This window comes from Paenibacillus sp. FSL H7-0331, from assembly GCF_001956045.1.
Genome location: NZ_MRTH01000002.1, coordinates 11934 through 29962, shown reverse-complemented (window position 1 = coordinate 29962; position 18029 = coordinate 11934). Strand labels below are relative to the sequence as shown.

14 protein-coding genes and 1 pseudogene are annotated in these 18029 nt (G+C 46.2%); 5 read left to right on the top strand and 10 right to left on the bottom strand.

The features are described from left to right. The first annotated feature begins 40 nt into the window (after positions 1–40). Positions 41–868, top strand: a complete 828-nt coding sequence (locus tag BK127_RS02835) for an ABC transporter ATP-binding protein (protein ID WP_076228487.1) — start codon at positions 41–43, stop codon at positions 866–868. Between the two features lie 132 nt (positions 869–1000). On the opposite strand, the gene BK127_RS02830 is transcribed toward BK127_RS02835, so the two are convergent. Beyond that, complete coding sequence (locus BK127_RS02830; RefSeq protein WP_076228485.1) at positions 1001–2521, bottom strand: carboxypeptidase M32; 1521 nt, start codon at positions 2519–2521, stop codon at positions 1001–1003. Positions 2522–2676: 155 nt separating this feature from the next. Between BK127_RS02830 and BK127_RS02825 the strand changes: the two genes are divergently transcribed. Next, positions 2677–3012, top strand: coding sequence for an iron-sulfur cluster biosynthesis family protein (locus BK127_RS02825; RefSeq protein WP_076228483.1), 336 nt, complete (start codon positions 2677–2679; stop codon positions 3010–3012). 58 nt (positions 3013–3070) lie between these two features. Next, positions 3071–3655 carry a beta-class carbonic anhydrase gene (locus BK127_RS02820; protein WP_076228481.1) on the top strand — a complete coding sequence of 195 codons (585 nt, stop codon included), beginning with the start codon at positions 3071–3073 and terminating at the stop codon, positions 3653–3655. A gap of 55 nt (positions 3656–3710) precedes the next feature. Here the strand turns inward: BK127_RS02820 and BK127_RS02815 are convergent, their stop codons facing one another. Further along, positions 3711–4328 carry a hypothetical protein gene (locus tag BK127_RS02815; RefSeq protein WP_076228478.1) on the bottom strand — a complete coding sequence of 206 codons (618 nt, stop codon included), beginning with the start codon at positions 4326–4328 and terminating at the stop codon, positions 3711–3713. Between the two features lie 276 nt (positions 4329–4604). Between BK127_RS02815 and BK127_RS02810 the strand changes: the two genes are divergently transcribed. Continuing rightward, complete coding sequence (locus tag BK127_RS02810; protein WP_076228476.1) at positions 4605–5903, top strand: VWA domain-containing protein; 1299 nt, start codon at positions 4605–4607, stop codon at positions 5901–5903. A gap of 74 nt (positions 5904–5977) precedes the next feature. Here the strand turns inward: BK127_RS02810 and BK127_RS02805 are convergent, their stop codons facing one another. The 3 genes from BK127_RS02805 to BK127_RS02795 are packed head-to-tail and all read right to left on the bottom strand — an operon-like array spanning position 5978 to position 8692. Then, the gene (locus tag BK127_RS02805) at positions 5978–7423 is read right to left on the bottom strand and encodes a sensor histidine kinase (protein WP_076228473.1); all 1446 of its coding nucleotides are present in this window, start codon (positions 7421–7423) and stop codon (positions 5978–5980) included. After that, positions 7416–8156 carry a response regulator transcription factor gene (locus BK127_RS02800; protein WP_076228470.1) on the bottom strand — a complete coding sequence of 247 codons (741 nt, stop codon included), beginning with the start codon at positions 8154–8156 and terminating at the stop codon, positions 7416–7418. The genes BK127_RS02805 and BK127_RS02800 overlap by 8 nt, the downstream gene beginning before the upstream one ends. Next, complete coding sequence (locus BK127_RS02795; protein ID WP_083689022.1) at positions 8153–8692, bottom strand: DUF309 domain-containing protein; 540 nt, start codon at positions 8690–8692, stop codon at positions 8153–8155. The genes BK127_RS02800 and BK127_RS02795 overlap by 4 nt, the downstream gene beginning before the upstream one ends. A 218-nt stretch (positions 8693–8910) precedes the next feature. Here BK127_RS02795 and BK127_RS02790 point away from each other — a divergent pair, with 218 nt between their 5' ends. Next, positions 8911–10824: a glycosyl hydrolase family 18 protein gene (locus BK127_RS02790; RefSeq protein WP_076228465.1), complete on the top strand. Its 1914-nt coding sequence runs from the start codon at positions 8911–8913 to the stop codon at positions 10822–10824. A 136-nt stretch (positions 10825–10960) separates the two neighbouring features. Here BK127_RS02790 and BK127_RS02785 read toward each other — a convergent pair whose 3' ends face one another. The 5 genes and pseudogenes from BK127_RS02785 to BK127_RS02765 all read right to left on the bottom strand — a co-directional run bounded on the left by BK127_RS02785 (position 10961) and on the right by BK127_RS02765 (position 17915). Next, entirely contained in the window at positions 10961–11332 is a 372-nt protein-coding gene (locus BK127_RS02785) for an ArsR/SmtB family transcription factor (protein WP_076228463.1), read from the bottom strand. Positions 11333–11410: 78 nt separating this feature from the next. Continuing rightward, positions 11411–13417 (bottom strand): chemotaxis protein CheA, encoded by a 2007-nt coding sequence (locus tag BK127_RS02780; protein ID WP_076228461.1) that lies wholly within the window; start codon positions 13415–13417, stop codon positions 11411–11413. Between the two features lie 15 nt (positions 13418–13432). Beyond that, the gene (locus BK127_RS02775; protein ID WP_076228459.1) at positions 13433–13861 is read right to left on the bottom strand and encodes a chemotaxis protein CheW; all 429 of its coding nucleotides are present in this window, start codon (positions 13859–13861) and stop codon (positions 13433–13435) included. 19 nt (positions 13862–13880) lie between these two features. Then, positions 13881–15464, bottom strand: a complete 1584-nt coding sequence (locus BK127_RS02770; protein WP_076228457.1) for a methyl-accepting chemotaxis protein — start codon at positions 15462–15464, stop codon at positions 13881–13883. 339 nt (positions 15465–15803) lie between these two features. After that, a pseudogene (locus BK127_RS02765) lies at positions 15804–17915 on the bottom strand (thioredoxin domain-containing protein). Between the last annotated feature and the right edge of the window lie 114 nt (positions 17916–18029).

Below are 18029 nucleotides of genomic sequence, written 5' to 3'. Positions count from 1 at the left end.
AACCTTTTAACCATACTGCTTTATATAAGGAGATCTGAACATGACGGCTATTCAATCCAAGGATTTGAGTTTATTTTACGGGGATACATGCATTTTCAAAGATCTAGATATAGCCATTCCAAAAGGAAAAATCACCGTATTTATCGGTAGCAACGGCTGCGGCAAGTCTACACTGCTCCGCTCACTTGCAAGACTGCTCAAACCGAAGAGTGGACAGGTCGTGCTGGCTGGCAGCGATATTGCCACACTCTCCACCAAAGAGGTTGCCCGCCGTATGTCCATTTTGCCACAGGGGCCATCTGCTCCTGAAGGATTAACCGTGCTGCAGCTGGTGAAGCAAGGCAGATATCCGTATCAAAATTGGCTGCAGCAATGGTCGGTTGAGGATGAAAAAGAAGTCCGCCGCGCATTGGAATTGACCCATATGGATTCATTATCTGAGCGTACCGTGGATTCGTTATCCGGGGGACAGCGGCAGCGGGCCTGGATTGCGATGACATTAGCCCAAGGCACACCGACAATCTTGCTGGATGAGCCTACAACTTATCTGGATCTGGCTCATCAGATTGAAGTACTTGACCTCCTCTACGATTTGAACCAAAAGGAGCAGAGAACTATCGTAATGGTACTGCATGATATTAACCTTGCCTGCCGTTATGCCCATCACGTGGTCGCGATCAAGGACCGCAAGGTGTATGCCGAAGGACGCCCGGAGCAAGTGATCAACGAAAAGCTCATCCTGGATGTGTTCGATCTGCCTTGCCAAATCATTCAGGACCCTTTGTTCCAAACCCCATTAGTTGTCCCTTATGGCAAAGGCGTTAAACCGGCCCAACAGCAGCCGTTAGAGCCTGTAAGTGTCCATTAAATAGAACCGAAAGAAATTGCAAAAGCCGATCAAAGCGACTTATGTCCCTTTTGACCGGCTTTTATCATTGAATTCAATCCTGTTGAACTCAATCTTATTTAAATCTTATCCCAGCTTTATCTCAATCTGATCTCACAGCTTGTAAATATCCCCGTACTTCTCCTGGAAATAGTCAACCAAATAATCGGGATTCAGCTCTTCCCCTGTCACTTCAGTAATAATTTCAGTTGGCGTGAGCAGCTTGCCATGACGATATACCTTCTCAGACAGCCACTCCTTGATTGGAATCAGATTCCCTGCCTCCAGCAAGCCATCAAAATCCGGCAGCTCCTTGCGGATCGTCCTCATCATTTGAGCCGCGTACATATTCCCCAGTGCATAGGAAGGGAAATAACCGAAGGCTCCACCAGACCAATGAACGTCCTGCAGCACGCCTTCTCCATTAGTAGTAGGTGCAATACCCAAATAATCCCGATACTTCTCGTTCCATACCTCAGGCAGATCCGCCACCCGAACCGATTCGCTAAACAGTTCTTTTTCAATTTCATAACGGACCATAATATGTAAATTATAAGTCAGCTCATCCGCTTCAATTCGGATCAGAGAAGGCTTAACTTCGTTCGTAGCCCGATAAAAATCCTCAACACGTACAGAGTCAAATTGTCCAGGATAATGCTTCTGCACATCCTGATAATATCGATTCCAGAATGGGCGGCTGCGTCCGATCATATTTTCCCAAAAACGCGACTGCGATTCATGAATTCCCATCGAAGTGCCGGTGCACAGCGGTGTTCCGATCAAATCAGGCGAAATATTTTGCTCATACAAGGCATGACCGCCCTCATGGATCGTACCGAATAAAGCGCTGTTCACATCATCCAGTAAATATCTGGTCGTGATTCGCACATCTCCCGGATTTAAGCCTGTTGCAAATGGGTGCACGGTCTCATCAAGTCTTCCCGCGTCAAAGTCATAGCCCATTTGTCCCAAAATGAATAGACTGAATTTCTTTTGCTGCTCTTTATCAAAGGTCTGCTTTAAAAATCCGGTTTCCGGCTTATGCTTAGAGGCTTGAATGGCACTAAGCAATGGGACTACCTTCTCACGCAGTGCGCCGAATACTTGATCCAGCTTGGCTACGGTCATACCCGGCTCGTACATGTCCAGCAGCGTGTTATATTTGTGCCCCTGATATCCCCACAAATCAATAAATTCGAGATTGGTTGCCACGATTTTCTCCAAATAAGGCTGAAAAATCGCATAGTCGGAATTGTGCTTGGCCTCTTCCCAGACTGACTCAGACTGTGAGGTCAACACCACATAATCCTGGTATTTTTGCGGGGGAATGCGTTTGCTGCGATCGTAATCCTTTTTACATTCGGCAACAATCTTGCGCTCGACGCGGTTTAACCTGGCATCCTGCTCCGGCTCTGAAAAGTAATCCAGCCATTCTCCCATTTCGTTCGCAACCGACATTTTGAAATGCTCACCTGACAGTACTCCGACGACTTCGGAACGGGTAGCTATTCCTTTCTTGGGAGCACCGGTTCGCATATCCCAATAAATCAGGCCAATGGCTTCCTCATAGCTTTTCATTTTTTGGAGATACTGCTTGAATTCATGCAATTTGTGCTCAAACTGATTGGTTGTCATTGAACTTCCCCCTTTATTCAAGTTACTATTGATCATACTTCTTAACTAAAAGAGAAGCAAACCCTTTAAGATTGTGGTAAAATATAAGGATGTAACCTGATGTCACATCGTATCCGTTCAGTTATGCTACACACAACACTTATGGAGGAAACCATATGCATATTACATTTACGGACGAAGCCGTTCAACAAATTACTCATCAATTGCCTGCTGGATCGGGTGAGCTCAAGCTCGTATTTGATTCTGAAGGCTGTGGCTGTTCAGCCAATGGTGTGCCTTCCTTGTGGATCGTCGACAAACCCGAAGAGAATGACCTTAGAGCAGGCGGTTCTCCCTTTGAATTGTGGTATGAAAAGAAACAAGAGGTATATTTCGAGGACAACATGACATTGGACTACCGCAGCGCCAATAGAAGCTATATCTTAAAGAGCAATGGGCAAATTTACAACAGTCTCATGCAGCTGATAGATAAAAGAGAACAAGCAAACTGATTTCAGATAGAATAAGCAGCATAAGGTTATACTGCACACCAATAATCGGAGGGGTACCATGGACTCGTTAATGTCTACCATTATTAATCACAATCAGCAGTTTGTTGACAATAAAGATTATGAACAATATCTTACAACCAGATTTCCCGATAAAAAGATGGTTATCGTTACGTGTATGGATACACGACTGACTGAGCTGCTGCCGCGGGCCATGAATTTGCGTAACGGCGATGCCAAAATTATTAAAAATGCAGGGGCCGTCGTTACCCATCCGTTCGGAAGTATTATGCGGAGTATTATCGTGGCCGTATATGAGCTTCAAGCCAAGGAAATTTTCGTTGTTGGCCACCATCAATGCGGCATGATCGGCCTGAACGCACCTGAGGTTCTGGAGAAAGCCAAGGAGCGTGGAGTAACCCAGGAAATGATCGAAACCCTTCATCATGCAGGCATTGATTTAGCTCGATTCCTGAGAGGCTTCGATGATGTTCAGGACAGCGTGCTCAGCAGTGTGAAGCTGATTCGCAACCATCCCTTGTTACCCAAAAATCTGCCGGTTCACGGATTAATTATCCACCCTGAAACCGGTAAGCTGGACCTCGTTGATAACGGATATGACTGGGGAACTACAACTACCGTCTAAACCCATAGATTTACATACACAAAGGACTGTCGGCGTTATAGCCAGACAGTCCTTTTTAACGTTCGGGTATTGGTTCCTTCTTGATCTTAGCTTGAAGTAAATCGATAAGCTGCTGCTCGACATTTTTACCGCTCCCGAGTCCACCAGACGAAGAAGGCGGGTGCGACGGGTTTTCCCGAGTGCCCTCCGATGCTGGAGACATCGGCTTTTTGTCGAATTCAGCATCCCGTTCACGCCGCCGCAGTTCAAACTCATGGATCATGGCTTCACGTTCCTCGACACTGGAAGGATCCTTTTTCTTGAACTCCTTCATGTTTTGCGCCTTGCTACGAATCCGTTCCTGGAACTCATTAACAAATCCCTTCTGCTCGGCTGAAAGCAGCCCGATAATCAGTAGTTGATCCGCTTGTTCCAGCTCTCCGACACGACTATTGCGTTCAACCATCGGCAGCAGCTCTTTGGCTTGCTTGATGCTTAATCCCAAATTTTCACGACGATCCATCTGAATCAGGCTTTGAAATAATATGACCATTTGCCGTTCGAACGTATTCTGGATTTCGTCTCTTTGAACTACAGCTTCCGGGAGCTGGAGGCTGACTGGTGCTGGATGGATACACCCGTTTAACAGCATGATAAAGCTGATGCCAATCCATCGCAACCGCCAATTCCCCATGGGATCGCCTCCTAAAATTATCGCAGTAAATCAACTGCATAAGCAGATACATGCCTTGTTCATTCAATCACACGTTCCATCTGTTATCAACAGCATATAGCGCAATTTCGATGAAACTATGAGAGATTTGTGAATATTATGTAAAATCTTTTTCCAGGTTTCTATTAAAGTGACTTGCATTAAATATGGTGCTAGATTCCTATTTTTGATATAGTTGGAAGTGATACAACATACCCATAACCTCAGTCCATGAGGAATCATTAGGAGGAACGCAACATGCTGCTGCAAAAAGGACAGAAAATCGATGTCACCAAAAATCGAAATCATAAAAATGTACAGGTTCATATTGGTTGGAAAACGGCTGGTACTCAGATTGAGGTGGACGCTTCCGCATTTTTATTATCCAGCTCTGGTATATGTGCGCAGGATGAAGATTTCATTTTTTATGGAAATCCTGTAAGCTCTGATCATTCTGTGTCGTATACGGCAGGCAGCAACGCCCAAAGTGGACAATTCACAATGGACTGGAGCCGATTATCCTCCTCGATCCATAAAATTGCGCTTACGCTAACGATCCATGAAGGCAAGAAATTAAACCAGTATTTTAATCAAGTATCCAATACCTATCTGGAGATTGTTGACCCGGGCGGTAAAGAAACGACGATCAAATTTGAGTTCGGCAAGGATCTTACTAAAGAAACAGCGATTGTTGTTGGAGAGTTTTATTTACATAACGGGGAATGGAAGTTCAGCGCGATCGGAAGTGGTTTTTTCGGAGGATTAGATGACTTATGCAAACATTACGGACTTGAGGTTATAGACAACCAAGACGATGCAGGTCATGACGCTGTTGTAGCTGAATCTGCCGCTGCTGCCGCGCCCCCTGTAGAAACGAAAATTAATCTCAACAAAATAGACCTGCTGAAAAAGAAAGTAGAAATCTCTCTTGCCAAAAATAAAATTGCAAATGAAAAGGCCCGTGTTGCCGTTGTCTTTGACGCTTCTGGTTCCATGTTCAACCTTTATCTAAATGGCACTGTTCAGCGTGCCTTCGAAAAAGTGTTAGCTATCGCCTCCAGCATGGATGATGACGGACAACTGGATGTATGGTTTTTTGCAGATAGTAGCATGCGTACCGGTAGTGTTACTGCCACTGATTATGAAAACTATGTAAAACGCACCTACACCTTAGGTGCTGCTGGAGGCGGCAACAATGAGCCGGAAGTTATGCGTGACGTGATAAAAAAATATAGTAAAGAGGAGCCCAATGATCGCCTGCCCGTTTATGTTATCTTTTTCAGTGACGGTGGCATCTATGAAACTGAGGGAATATCGAAGATTTTGATTGAGAGCTCAAAGCTCGGGATCTTTTGGCAATTTGTCGGCTTGGGACAATCTTACTATGGTGTATTGGAAGAACTGGACGACCTGCCAGGTAGATTCATTGATAATGCCGACTTTTTTGCCCTTGATGATATTGATACCGTCAGTGACAGTGAACTGTATGACAGATTGTTTAATGAATACCCGCAATGGCTTGTACAAGCGAGACAAAAACGAATTCTCAAATCGTAGCAGCTACCAGACTGTGGAAGTTCAGAGAAACAGATTGGGCATGGCTCATAACAAAAGACAAGCGAGTATGAAGACTAAGCTCCTTCATGCTCGCTGAGTGGAAATGACAGCTTAAACTCGGTTCCTACGCCTACCTCACTCGCAACCTCGATCGTACCTTTCATTCCGTTAACCAGGTGCTTCACAATAGTAAGCCCAAGCCCCGTACCCTCAGATCGGGAAATCCGTGAATGCTCGGCTTTATAGAAACGCTCCCAGATCCGCTGCAGCTCATCGCCCGATATGCCTATACCCGTGTCAAGAATATAGATCGTTCCGTTTCCGTCCTCCTCACATACACGAACTGTAATCGTCCCTCCCGATGGAGTGAACTGGATCGCATTGTGCAAAAGATTTTGTAAGATTTGTGCAAAACGGTCATCGTCCAGATCGGACACGATCGGATTATACGTTTCTTCCGGAAGCTGCTCCAGCAGGGTGATTTTTTTGTCAGCCAGAGTCGGCTTGATCAGATCCAGCACTTCACGGGTTTTGCCTACGATGTCCATCGGATAGGTCAGAAAAACATCCATACCATTCTGAATTCTTGCCAGATCCAGCAAATCATTAACAAGACGCTGCAGGCGCTGTACCTCGTAATCACATATTTTTAAATAATGGCCGTATTTATCCTCGGGAATAATCTTGTCATTCATTGCGATGATGAGCCCTCTCAGTGAGGTTAGAGGTGAACGCAGCTCATGGGATACATTAGCCAAAAACTCCTGCCTCGCATCCTCCCAATTCACCAGCTGATCCACCATGAAGTTAAAGCTGCTGGCCAGCTCACCTATTTCATCCTTGGAGGTCACGGGCACTCTTACTGTAAAATCTCCACCTGCAAGCTCAAGCGCAGCCCGGTTCATCTGCTGCAACGGCCCTGCCAGCTTACGGGAGATCACGTACAAGATCAAACCTACCGTCAATAATGAAAATAACAATGGGACCGAAATATTCCAGCGTACAGCAGCTAGCGCTTCACTTACCTCAATTGCAGGCACATTCAGGAAAATCACAATCGGCTTCCCGTTCAGCTGCGATGGTGCATAATAAGTCAAGGTGCCCCCTCGCGCCCGCTCATCCAGCTTGTATTCGCCTGCCACGAAGCCTGCCTGTCCCTTCAGGCCATCGATAAACAACGTATCCACAACCTTCGGAATTAGCGTCCCTTCACGCTCTGACGAACCATTAAGAATCATACCCGAGCTATCGACAAGCCACACCTGACCATTAATGCTTCGGGCAATAATCCGTACACCAAATCGCATTTCACGTGTTGAAATCGTTCCCTCCTGAATAGATGGCAGCAGCTTGGCGACTTCACCAAAACGGGAGGAGAGCATTTCTTTTTTATCCTTATAAAATAAATCGGTAAAGTAATAATTCCAGAACACGGCCAATCCGACAAAGAACAAAATACACGTGACCAGGAACGTTAAGAAAATTTTGATATAAAAGCTGCTAAACCAAGGTTTACGCATGCTGCATGACCTCGAATGAATAGCCGATCCCCCAGAGGGTTTGAATCGCCCAATCAGTGCTGGCACCCAGCTTTTTGCGTAAATTTTTGACATGAGCGTCTACCGTACGTGTGCCTCCGCTAAAATCGAAGTTCCACACATAACCAAGCAAGTCCTCACGCGAGTATACCCTCCCCGGATTTGAGGCCAGAAAATAAAGCAGCTCGATCTCCTTAGGGGTTAAATCGACCCGTTTGCCATCCAAGGTGACCTTGTATTGGCCTGGATCGATCATCAGAGCACCCATTCGCAGCAGCTTCTCCCGATCCTGCTCGGAACCCGTATTTGCAGTCGTATTCTGCAATTGTGTCCGACGTAATACGGCTTTAATTCGGGCAATCAGCTCATTGGGATCAAACGGTTTTACAATATAATCGTCGATACCCAGATTGAAGGCCCTTAGCTTGTCTATCGACTCGCCTTTGGCGGTGAGGAAAATAATAGGTGTATGCGCAAGAGCTCCCGATTCACTTCGAATACGGCTGCACAGCTCAAAGCCGGAATGATCCGGAAGCATCACATCCAGAAGCACCAGATCAGGCTGCTGAATCCGTACGGTTTGCAGTACCTCACCACCCCGGTAAGCAATGATTGGCTCGTAGCCTGCATGCTCCAGATACAACCGGATGACTTCAACAATGTTCGGTTCATCATCAACGATCATAATTTTACCGTGCTTATACTCTTTACTCATCCTTTGTCCCTCTTTGCTAACAATTTCATCTGCCTGCTGCGCTCCCGCTCCAGTATAACGGGTGCACGGTCTCGCAGGGTATGCTTATGGATAAGTTGTGTGTTGCTTAGATCACTGGGGCGCCGCCATGTCAGCTCACTTTCACTACAATGCTCCAGGCAAAGTGCCTCCAGCTGCGGGTCTGCAAGCGGGATATCCAAATCCTCGTACTGCCTATCTTCAGGATTGTCCAGTATTTCCAAACGCCGCGAAAGTGTTGTACGAAATACGTCAGCCTCTATGCCCAACTGTACCAAATCTGTATCCTTCAACTGGGTTAGCGCGCTGCGCAGCATCTTCTCAGCTCCTGCGTAATTATGCCTGCGCCAGTGATATAACGAAACGGCAACCTGAATCAGTCCCACATAAGTGGAGGCCCATAGATCGCCGGGATGTTCCTTCCAGTACTCTTCCAATACTTCATGACATTCAAAATAATCTCTTTCCGCATGAAAATGTATCAGATAATTGATATAAGCCTGTGGATATTTCTGCATACCGATAACCGCCTTTTCCATACATCCGACATAGCAGTAGCTACGGGTATTCTTATTGTATCAAGAAGGCTGGAAAACGGAAACAACTGATTCACATTCGTCCACAGATTTGTTACTTTTACCCGGAATAATTTTCCTTTCTATTATTTTCCTCGCAACTTCTGCGTGCTATATTACGTTTAATAGATTAGTAACTAGTAGAAAGAGGCTGATGCAACTTGAAGCGCAACACCGTTCTGGTCCTATCCATATTGGCGCTGCTCCTCACTTCATCCGGTACGGCTCTGGCCGCAGACAAGACGTCCAAATATCGGGTTTATCAGGATGACCGAATTTTAGTAGAAACCTCCGATTATAGCTCTGCCGAGAATTACGCCAAGCAGTATACAAGCACGCATGTCGAGGAAATTAGCACACGTAAATGGCTATGGAACAACTATCCTCGTTATAAAATGTACCAGAATGGAATAAGCAGCTCCGCTTGGGAATTTGCCACGCTGGATCAAGCCATTCGTGAAGCCTCCAATTGGGGTCATGCCAGCATTCGGGATCTACGTTCCGATGGATGGGTCTGGAATAACTATCCTCAGTACCGCTTATATCAAGGTGAACTCACACTGGATTCATGGGAATTCACTACATTGGCCCAAGCTAAAGCTGAGGGCGCCAAATGGGGCAATGTACATATCATCGATCTTCGCGACCACCAATGGATTTGGGACAACATTCCGGAATCCAGCAAAGGCGAGCTTCGTGCAGGACCCAAGGTGTACCAGGTATATCAAGGCAAGTCCACGCAGGATAGCTGGTCCTTCGCTTATTTGGAGGATGCCGTTCGTGAGGCTGCAGCGTGGGGAAATTCCAGTGTAGTCAGATCAGACAAGAACAACCAGACCATTTTATCCAATGAAAAAATATATAAGGTATATCAATATTCGTCACTGCTGAATGCCTTTCTTAGCCTTGATGACGCCATAGCCTACGCAAAGTCTTTTGACCATACCCGTATTACTAAAAATGATTCACCGAAAGACATTTGGACTAATTATCCCTACTACCAGGTATTCCAAAATGATAAGTGGATCTCCGACTCATCCATTTTGCCGGATGCTGTTAATTACGCGCTGAGCTTCAGCAATGCCTCCATCCGCTTGTTGGATGATAGCTTTAAGGTATGGGACAACTTCCGGATGCTGCAATTCTGGGGATGGAACGGAAGCTCCAACAATGATACGATTCGCGCGCATGTGAACAATACGGTAGGGCTGGACGTGGTATCACCAACGTATTTTACGCTTGCTGATGCATCAGGCACTCTGACGGATACGTCCAATAAGGACACCGTTGCTTGGCTGAAAGCGCAAAACGTTCGTGTCTATCCATTAATTAACAATCAATTTGACGCCGCGTTAACGACCAAATTTTTAGCTAATGCTGATGCACAAAAAAAGTTTATCCAAGCGCTGGTAAGTAAAGGTGCCCAATTGGGTGTCGAAGGCTTGAACATCGATTTTGAAAGTGTTGCCGGTAAGGACCGCGCTCCATACACAGCCTTTGTCAAAAATTTGACGGCTGCCGCGCATGCTGAAGGTCTTAAGATTTCTATCGATTTGCCGCGTGGCAGTGTGAAATGGAATGCACAGACAGCCTATGATCATGAGAAGCTGGGAGAAACCGTTGATTACATCATCACGATGACGTATGATCAGCACTGGAGATCCGGACCTGAAGCTGGCTCGGTAGCCGGGCTGCAGTGGGTCGAGGAAGGTGTTCAAGAGTTCCTGTCATACGGTATCCCGAGAGACAAGCTTATTATGGGGATTCCTTTCTACGTGCGTGAATGGCAGATCGATGAAAGCGGTCAGCTCGTTGATAATCGTGCTCTGCTGATGAAGGATTTACCTGCTTTGATCAAAAGTAAAAAAGCTACACAAACCTGGGATGACAAATTCGGCCAATATCGGGTCGAGTATGAGCAGGATGGGAACAAACGAGTATTCTGGCTGGAGGATGAAGCCACCGTCAAAGCCCGTATCGATATCGCCAAAAAATATGATCTCGGCGGCGTCGCAGCCTGGAGACTCGGGTACGATTCAGCCGATCTGTGGAAAATGATGATTCAGCAAAAATAGCTTTTCATAATTTAATGAATCCTGAGCGTTACTCTAAACGTAACCACAAAGCCCGCAAGTAACGGTATTGACCGTGTACTTGCGGGCTTTGTCATAAGCAAGACCATACCCATGAAGGTGCAGGGCTGGTTAACGATTAACCATGCTTCGTATGCTGCAGGGTCTGCACAAAAATCTCTTCAATATGTGAATCATCCAGTGAGTAAAAGACGGTTTTGCCGGCTTTACGACGCTTCACGATTCTCATATTGCGAAGATAACGCAGCTGATGGGATACTGCAGATTGTCCCATATCCAGTAGTACGGATAGGTCGTGAACACAGAGCTCCTTTTGAAGCAGTGCACCAATTAATTTTACGCGGGTCGGGTCGCTAAATGCTTTAAACCAATCGGCAAGCTGAACGGCCGACTCCTCATCAATCATCTTTTCCCTAACTTGATTGAGATCTGCTTCCGAGCCAAAACACGATGATTCACAATCCTCGACTGTACCAAGGGACGGTTCCATATGATCACACCTTCCAATCCAGACAACTATCCCTGTATTATAGCAAATTAATCAAGCGAACGGAATCATTCATATTGGTTACATGATATGTACCGGCTGCCCGACGGTATGCTTATTCATCATTTGTATCAAATACGCTATTTCCAGAATAAGCGCTACTCTACCGTTGCCCAGGATGGTCGCTCCCGTAATAAACGGGATTTTGCCTAAAAAAGTACCGAGCGTTTTGATCACGATTTCTTGATTGCCTAACAATTCATCCACTGCGAGAGCAAGCTTCTTCTCGGCAGACCCGACCACTACGATTGGAATGAACTTACCCTGCACCTTGCTTTTGTCCAATTGCAGCGCGCCATGCAGCCAGATGAGAGGAATCACCTTATCGCGGATAACAATAACATTTTCCCCATGAACGGTCTGAATATGCTCCATCGGTATGCGGACGATTTCAATGACGTTATTCATCGGAATGACATAATCACGGCCGCTAACCTTTACCATAAGTCCTGTAATAATGGCCAGAGTCAACGGGATTCGCACTGTAAAGCAAGTTCCCTGACCTGCTTTAGAGTCGATATCGATTAATCCATTCAACCGCTCAATCTGGTTGCGGACAATATCCATTCCAACGCCGCGCCCCGATACCTCGCTAACCGCCGCAGCCGTGGAAAATCCTGGTCTGAAGATCAGGCATATCGCATGATAGTCCGAAAGGCGTTCCGCCTCTTCTTCGGTAATAATCCCTTTACGCAGCGCGGAAGCTTTCATCTTGTCAGGCAGGATGCCTGCCCCATCATCCTCTACCGTAATGACAACCTGATTATCCTCATGAAACGAATTTAAACGGACGCGCCCTTTTACTCTTTTTCCTTGGCTCGCACGCACATCAGCCGCTTCAATACCGTGGTCCACTGCGTTGCGTATGAGATGGATCAAGGGATCCCCGATTTCTTCGATCAGCGTACGGTCGAGCTCCGTTTCCATTCCTTCCAGCACCAGCTCAATATCTTTGCCCAGCTTCTGTGACAAATCTCTAACCATCCTTGGGAAACGGTTAAATAAATGCTCAATGGGCAGCATACGAGCTTTCATCACACTTTCTTGCAGCTCTTCCACGATGCTTGACATATGATCACTGATGTCGCTAAGTCTTTCCACAAATTCCTCGTTCGCAAAGCGGCTCGATACCGACTGCTTCAGCTGGGAAAGCGATGTCTGGTCAATCAGCAGCTCTCCTACAAGATTCATCAGATGCTCCAGACGTTCCACACTGACGCGTATAGTTTGTGGTCCCTGCTTGCTCTTATCCTCCTGCACCTGTACTTTGGGAACAGGCACTGTGCTGCTCGGCTTACTTGACGGCTTGTAGCTTTCTACCTTAACCAGCCTGACGTCGGTCAGTGTGGATAACTGCTCCTGAACGTCCTTCATATCGAGAGAGGTGCTTATGAGAAAAATAGATTCTGAATATATGCTATCCTCGGTCTCATGGTAATCCACAGTAGACGGATCGGAACAAATAACCGTACCGTAGCTTGCAGTTATTTCCTGAGTCGTGAGCTGAAACCGGGCAGCCATCATCGGACAATCTTCACTCAGGTTGATCTGGACTTTCAACAGCTGCAGCCCTGATTCCGCAGCTTCCTCCACCTGCAGCGATTGCTCCAGAGTTAGCTCAGGCAAGCTTTTGAATGGAGTCGGTTTTGAGGGAGCTTTCGTGAAATTCTGAAGATCATACACCAATTTTGAAATATCGGAATACGATAGTCCTCGCATATACTCGTCCCGTAATGCTTTCAAAACATCCAATGCGCTGAACAGCAAATTAATAAGCGACCCATCGACCTCAAGCTTCTTTCCCCTGATCATATCCAGCAAATGCTCGACTTCATGTGTCACTGACTTCATTTCATCAAAGCCCATCGCAGCCGAGGAGCCTTTAATCGTGTGTGCGGCACGGAAAATAGATTGGACGGTTTCTTCCGCTGCCTCCTTTTCCATCGAAAGCAGTTCTTGCTCCATTCGGTCAAGCTGATCCACCAATTCTTCAATAAAGGCTTCCCGATAGGCTGACAAATCGTTCATGCGTAACAGCCTCCCCTAGTCGCGCAGCAGCACTTCATCCAGTTTTAAAATCCCAACCAGCTTGTTTTCACGAAGTCCGATTCCTAAGAAGTAAGCCCCGCTCACACCTCCAACATGATCCGGCGGCGGCTGAATATCAGGAAATGTGGTTACTTTGTTCACTTGATCAACTATGATTCCAACCGATTCTTCCCGATGCTTCACAACCACAATTCGTGTTGTTTTCGTATCCTGCTGTTCAGGCAAGCCGAACAAATTTCTGAAGCTGACAACAGGGACAACCTTGCCTCTTAAATTGATGACACCCTTCACATAAGGCTTACAATGAGGAATTTCCGTTATCGTCTGCATTTTAATAATTTCATGAATTTCTTCAATTCTGACGGCATATGCCTCAAGTCCGACAGTCATCTCAATATATTGGTCCTGCTGTACTGTTGCCATAAGAATCACATCCGTATGCTTAAATTTTGAAAATCGAGACGGAGGTATTCAACTCATCCGCAAGCTGCGCAAGCGATTGACACGTTGCTGCTGTTTCTTCGGAGGCTGCTGCCGATTCCTGGCTGGAGGCGGCTATAGACTCAACCGAATGCATAACTTCAGATGCCTGGGCAGCTTCTTCCTCGCAGGCCGCGGCGATCTCGTTCACTTTCTGTGAAGAATCGTTGACCATATGAATAATATTTTGGAAGGCTTCGCCGGTTTGAGACGATTGCGCCACACTGTCCAGCACTGCATTCACACTTTGCTTCGTATTCGCCTGCATGACTTTAATAATGGAAGATATTTGCTTGGTCGCTTCACTGCTTCGTTCAGCGAGCTTACGAACCTCATCAGCTACTACGGCAAAGCCTCTGCCTTGATCACCTGCTCGTGCCGCCTCGATTGCTGCATTCAACGCCAACAAATTGGTTTGATCGGCAATATCATCAATAACTTCAATAATGTCGCCTATTTTCAAGGAATCTTCTTCTAACCGTGTCATCGTCTGGTTCACGGCTTGCATTCCCACTATAGAAGCCTGTATCACTTTATCGCCTTCACTAGCGGTTTTGACCGTTATGTTGGATAACTCTGCAGCTTGCTCTGCACTTTCGGCAACAGAGTTAATGGCTACACTCAATTCTTTGAACAGTTCTGTGATGGATTGCGCGGACTGCGCCTGACTGATGCTGCTGCCAGCAATTTCTTCTGTGCTTGCCGAGATTTCCTCAGATGCAGCAGCGACACTTTGCGAGGATTGGATGATGCCACTAATCAGATTTTGCAGACTGCTGATCATTTGATTCATGGAAGCCGCCAATTGGCCGACTTCATCCTTCGTGTCAATATCGGCCTTCTCCCGCAAATCGCCGTGTGCCACCTTGGTAACCAAACTTACGATCCGGTGCAGTGGGCGAGCGATCGATTGTGCGATTCCGTAACCCATTGTAAGACTAAGGATAAAAGCAATGACAACAATAATAATCGTTGTCGTGCGTGCAGACGTATAGGCTTCTTCTGATTTGGTATTCGTCCCTTCCGCCAGTTTCACGTTGGTATCGATCAGCTTGTTTAAGCTTTCCCTGACCTTCGATCCAGCAGGAGTCAACTCGCTATTTAAAAACTTGCTATATTCGGTCTTATCCTCTTTTTCCGCCAGTTTCATTGCCGCAGCAAGTGTCTTCGTATAGGCCGCAACAGCAGTGTCATATGCTTTAAGCTGCTCTTTCTCAACAGGGGTAATGGGTGTACCGCGGTAAACGTCAATCTGGTCCTGTAATTCCTTCACGTAGCCATCAATATCCGTCTGCAATTTATTCGCGGCCAAAGTGTCACTCTGGCTCATATCGCGTATGGCTACACGTATATTTTGATAGCTGTTGAGTCCGGCTGACAATCTTTGAATAGATGTGAGATTATTGTTGTACATTTCATTAATATTGCCGTTCATCATGCTCAGATTAGATATAGCGTACAATCCAACAACCGCTACGATTACTGCAACAATACCAAATGCGGAAATTAATTTCACCGATGTTTTCAAATTCATAAACCATTTCATAGTCTCACCCTCTGTAAGTTAGTTTGTGTTCCCTGGTGCTTGTTCCATTAGATTTGACTTCATCATCTATGTAAATGTCATCTCGAGATAAGAGGATTTTACAAAAAATTCCGCAAATATAATATGGTTCTTTGTACCTATATTCGACTTTATTCTACATCGTTCTACAAGATTATATGAATTTTACTATGACTAATAGTCATTCTCTTCCTAATATTAATTTTGTATGTTTTATCGTATATCTGTTATGTACATATGAATCGTATAGGACAATTGTCATCTTTACAGACATAGCAAAAAACGTGAGAATCACAAGGATCCTCACGCTCGTAGTCCGAACTATTCAATTTCATCCAGCTCATCCAAATCGGTAACAGGAGCATGGCAGGCAAAATTTTCACAAATGTAGGCAGTTGCCCTACCGCCTAACACAACTTTATCCCTCAAGAGCGGTATTAGATTCCTTGCAGCCTCCCTCTGCTCTGTGCTTGGATGCAGCATGTAAATCGCATGAGGCATAAATCTGCGCTGCAGCTTCTCCTTCATTGCCTGCAAATCCGGCTTATTCGGATCACCAGCTAGAACAATCTCCGAAGGCGCACTTATAACATAATCCAACGCAATCAGGAACAAGGCATGACCTGATGGGTATTTCTGTACAGAACCCGCAAACGCCTGAAGCTGCTCGTCCGTCTTTTGAGATAAACTCGCATCATACGTGTATCTGGCAAGCTTGGCCATATTGAGTGCAGCAGCGGAATTACCCGATGGCATCGCGCCATCATAGATTTCCTTCGGACGTGTGAACAGCTGCTCGCCATCATGGCCATAAAAGAATAATCCACCCTGCTCCGTGTCCCAAAACAACGTCAGCATGTCTGCATTCAGCTCCACGGCCAGCTGCAACAGCTCGATGTCAAATGTCGCCTCATACAGCTCAATAAGCCCCCAGACATAGAACGCATAATCGTCCACATACCCAAGGTAAGCGGCCTCCCCATCACGATAACGAGCAAGTAGTCGTCCATCCTCACGGCGAAGCTCCCGAGCTATGAAATCCGAAGCACGACGCGCTGCCTCCGCATACTCCGGCTTGTTAAGCGCCTTGGCCGCTTTGGCTAGAGCCATGATCATCAGCCCGTTCCAAGAGGTGAGTATCTTATCATCCTTATGAGGGTGAATTCGCTTCTCCCGATGGTCGAACAGCTTGTGCCGCGAAGCTTCCAGTCTTGCTCTCAACTCGTTAAGCGGTACTCCTTGTAATCGGGCAGCATCCTCGATCGTCCATTCGATCAGATTCGGAATGCTATGTCCTTCAAAGTTCCCACTGTCGGTGATATCATATACACTGCAGTACAGCTCGCCCTCTTCTTCACCCAGCAGCTGCCTGATTTCCGCGGGTTTCCATACATAAAACTTTCCTTCCTCACCTTCTGAATCCGCATCCTCCGCACAATAAAAGGCACCGTGTTCATCCGTCATATCCCGCAGCACATAAGCAATAATCTGCTCAGCTACCTCAGCATATTGCTGTTTACCGGTTACCTGATAGGCCTCGATGTAGGTCATCGTCAGTAGCGCATTATCATAAAGCATCTTCTCAAAATGCGGCACTAACCATCGTTCATCCGTTGAATACCGCGCAAATCCCCATCCGATATGATCGTACATTCCACCACGATACATGTTGTCCAGCGTCTTCTCCACCATCGCCAACGCCCGCTCATTGCCAGTCCTTGTATAGTAGCGAAGCAAATATGACAAGTTATGCGAGGTCGGAAACTTGGGCGCATCACCGAAGCCGCCATACTGCGGGTCAAACAGCTTTTCGTACATTTGAAAAGCCTGCTCCAGCGATTCCCCCGAAATATCCCCCTGCAGATTGGCTATCAGACGACTCTGCGTTTCCGCAATAATCTGATCACCCATCTGCGATATTTGGGCGCTGTCTTCATCCCACTTGCCCGCAATCTGCGGCAGGATGTCCATCAAACCTTTACGGCCGTACTTGCGGCCTTTGGGGAAATACGTTCCCGCGAAGAAGGGCTTCTTCTCCGGTGTCATCATGATCGTCAGCGGCCATCCACCCTGCCCGGTTAGCGCCTGGCAGACCGACATGTACAGGTGATCAACATCCGGACGTTCCTCACGGTCTACTTTGATCGATATGTAATCTTTATTTAAGAGAGCTGCGACTTCCTCGTCTTCGAAGGATTCATGATTCATGACGTGACACCAATGGCAGGTAAAACTAATCACACTATATAGCCGAAGCTAGGAATAACCTATGGACAAGAATACTGGTTTGCATTCTCTTGCTGCCATGGAGAATGCCTCTTCTCCCCATACAAACCAATCTACTGGATTATATGCGTGTTGTAACAGATAAGGGGATTTCTCGTTTATAAGACGATTTGATTTACGATCCTTTTTATCAACAAATTCTTTCATTGATAACACTCTCCCTTATAGTAGATAAGTTATTAAGACGAGTATATCCAATATTCCATTTAAACACAAAATCAGACAACCTTCCTATTAACAATATTAGGATTGGTTGTCTGT

What these genes read in the sequence shown, in the direction of transcription:
- BK127_RS02835 (WP_076228487.1), top strand. Translation starts at nt 41, where the DNA reads ATGACGGCTATTCAATCCAAGGATTTGAGTTTATTTTACGGGGATACA.
- BK127_RS02830 (WP_076228485.1), bottom strand. Translation starts at nt 2,521, where the DNA reads ATGACAACCAATCAGTTTGAGCACAAATTGCATGAATTCAAGCAGTAT.
- BK127_RS02825 (WP_076228483.1), top strand. Translation starts at nt 2,677, where the DNA reads ATGCATATTACATTTACGGACGAAGCCGTTCAACAAATTACTCATCAA.
- BK127_RS02820 (WP_076228481.1), top strand. Translation starts at nt 3,071, where the DNA reads ATGGACTCGTTAATGTCTACCATTATTAATCACAATCAGCAGTTTGTT.
- BK127_RS02815 (WP_076228478.1), bottom strand. Translation starts at nt 4,328, where the DNA reads ATGGGGAATTGGCGGTTGCGATGGATTGGCATCAGCTTTATCATGCTG.
- BK127_RS02810 (WP_076228476.1), top strand. Translation starts at nt 4,605, where the DNA reads ATGCTGCTGCAAAAAGGACAGAAAATCGATGTCACCAAAAATCGAAAT.
- BK127_RS02805 (WP_076228473.1), bottom strand. Translation starts at nt 7,423, where the DNA reads ATGCGTAAACCTTGGTTTAGCAGCTTTTATATCAAAATTTTCTTAACG.
- BK127_RS02800 (WP_076228470.1), bottom strand. Translation starts at nt 8,156, where the DNA reads ATGAGTAAAGAGTATAAGCACGGTAAAATTATGATCGTTGATGATGAA.
- BK127_RS02795 (WP_083689022.1), bottom strand. Translation starts at nt 8,692, where the DNA reads ATGCAGAAATATCCACAGGCTTATATCAATTATCTGATACATTTTCAT.
- BK127_RS02785 (WP_076228463.1), bottom strand. Translation starts at nt 11,332, where the DNA reads ATGGAACCGTCCCTTGGTACAGTCGAGGATTGTGAATCATCGTGTTTT.
- BK127_RS02780 (WP_076228461.1), bottom strand. Translation starts at nt 13,417, where the DNA reads ATGAACGATTTGTCAGCCTATCGGGAAGCCTTTATTGAAGAATTGGTG.
- BK127_RS02775 (WP_076228459.1), bottom strand. Translation starts at nt 13,861, where the DNA reads ATGGCAACAGTACAGCAGGACCAATATATTGAGATGACTGTCGGACTT.
- BK127_RS02770 (WP_076228457.1), bottom strand. Translation starts at nt 15,464, where the DNA reads ATGAAATGGTTTATGAATTTGAAAACATCGGTGAAATTAATTTCCGCA.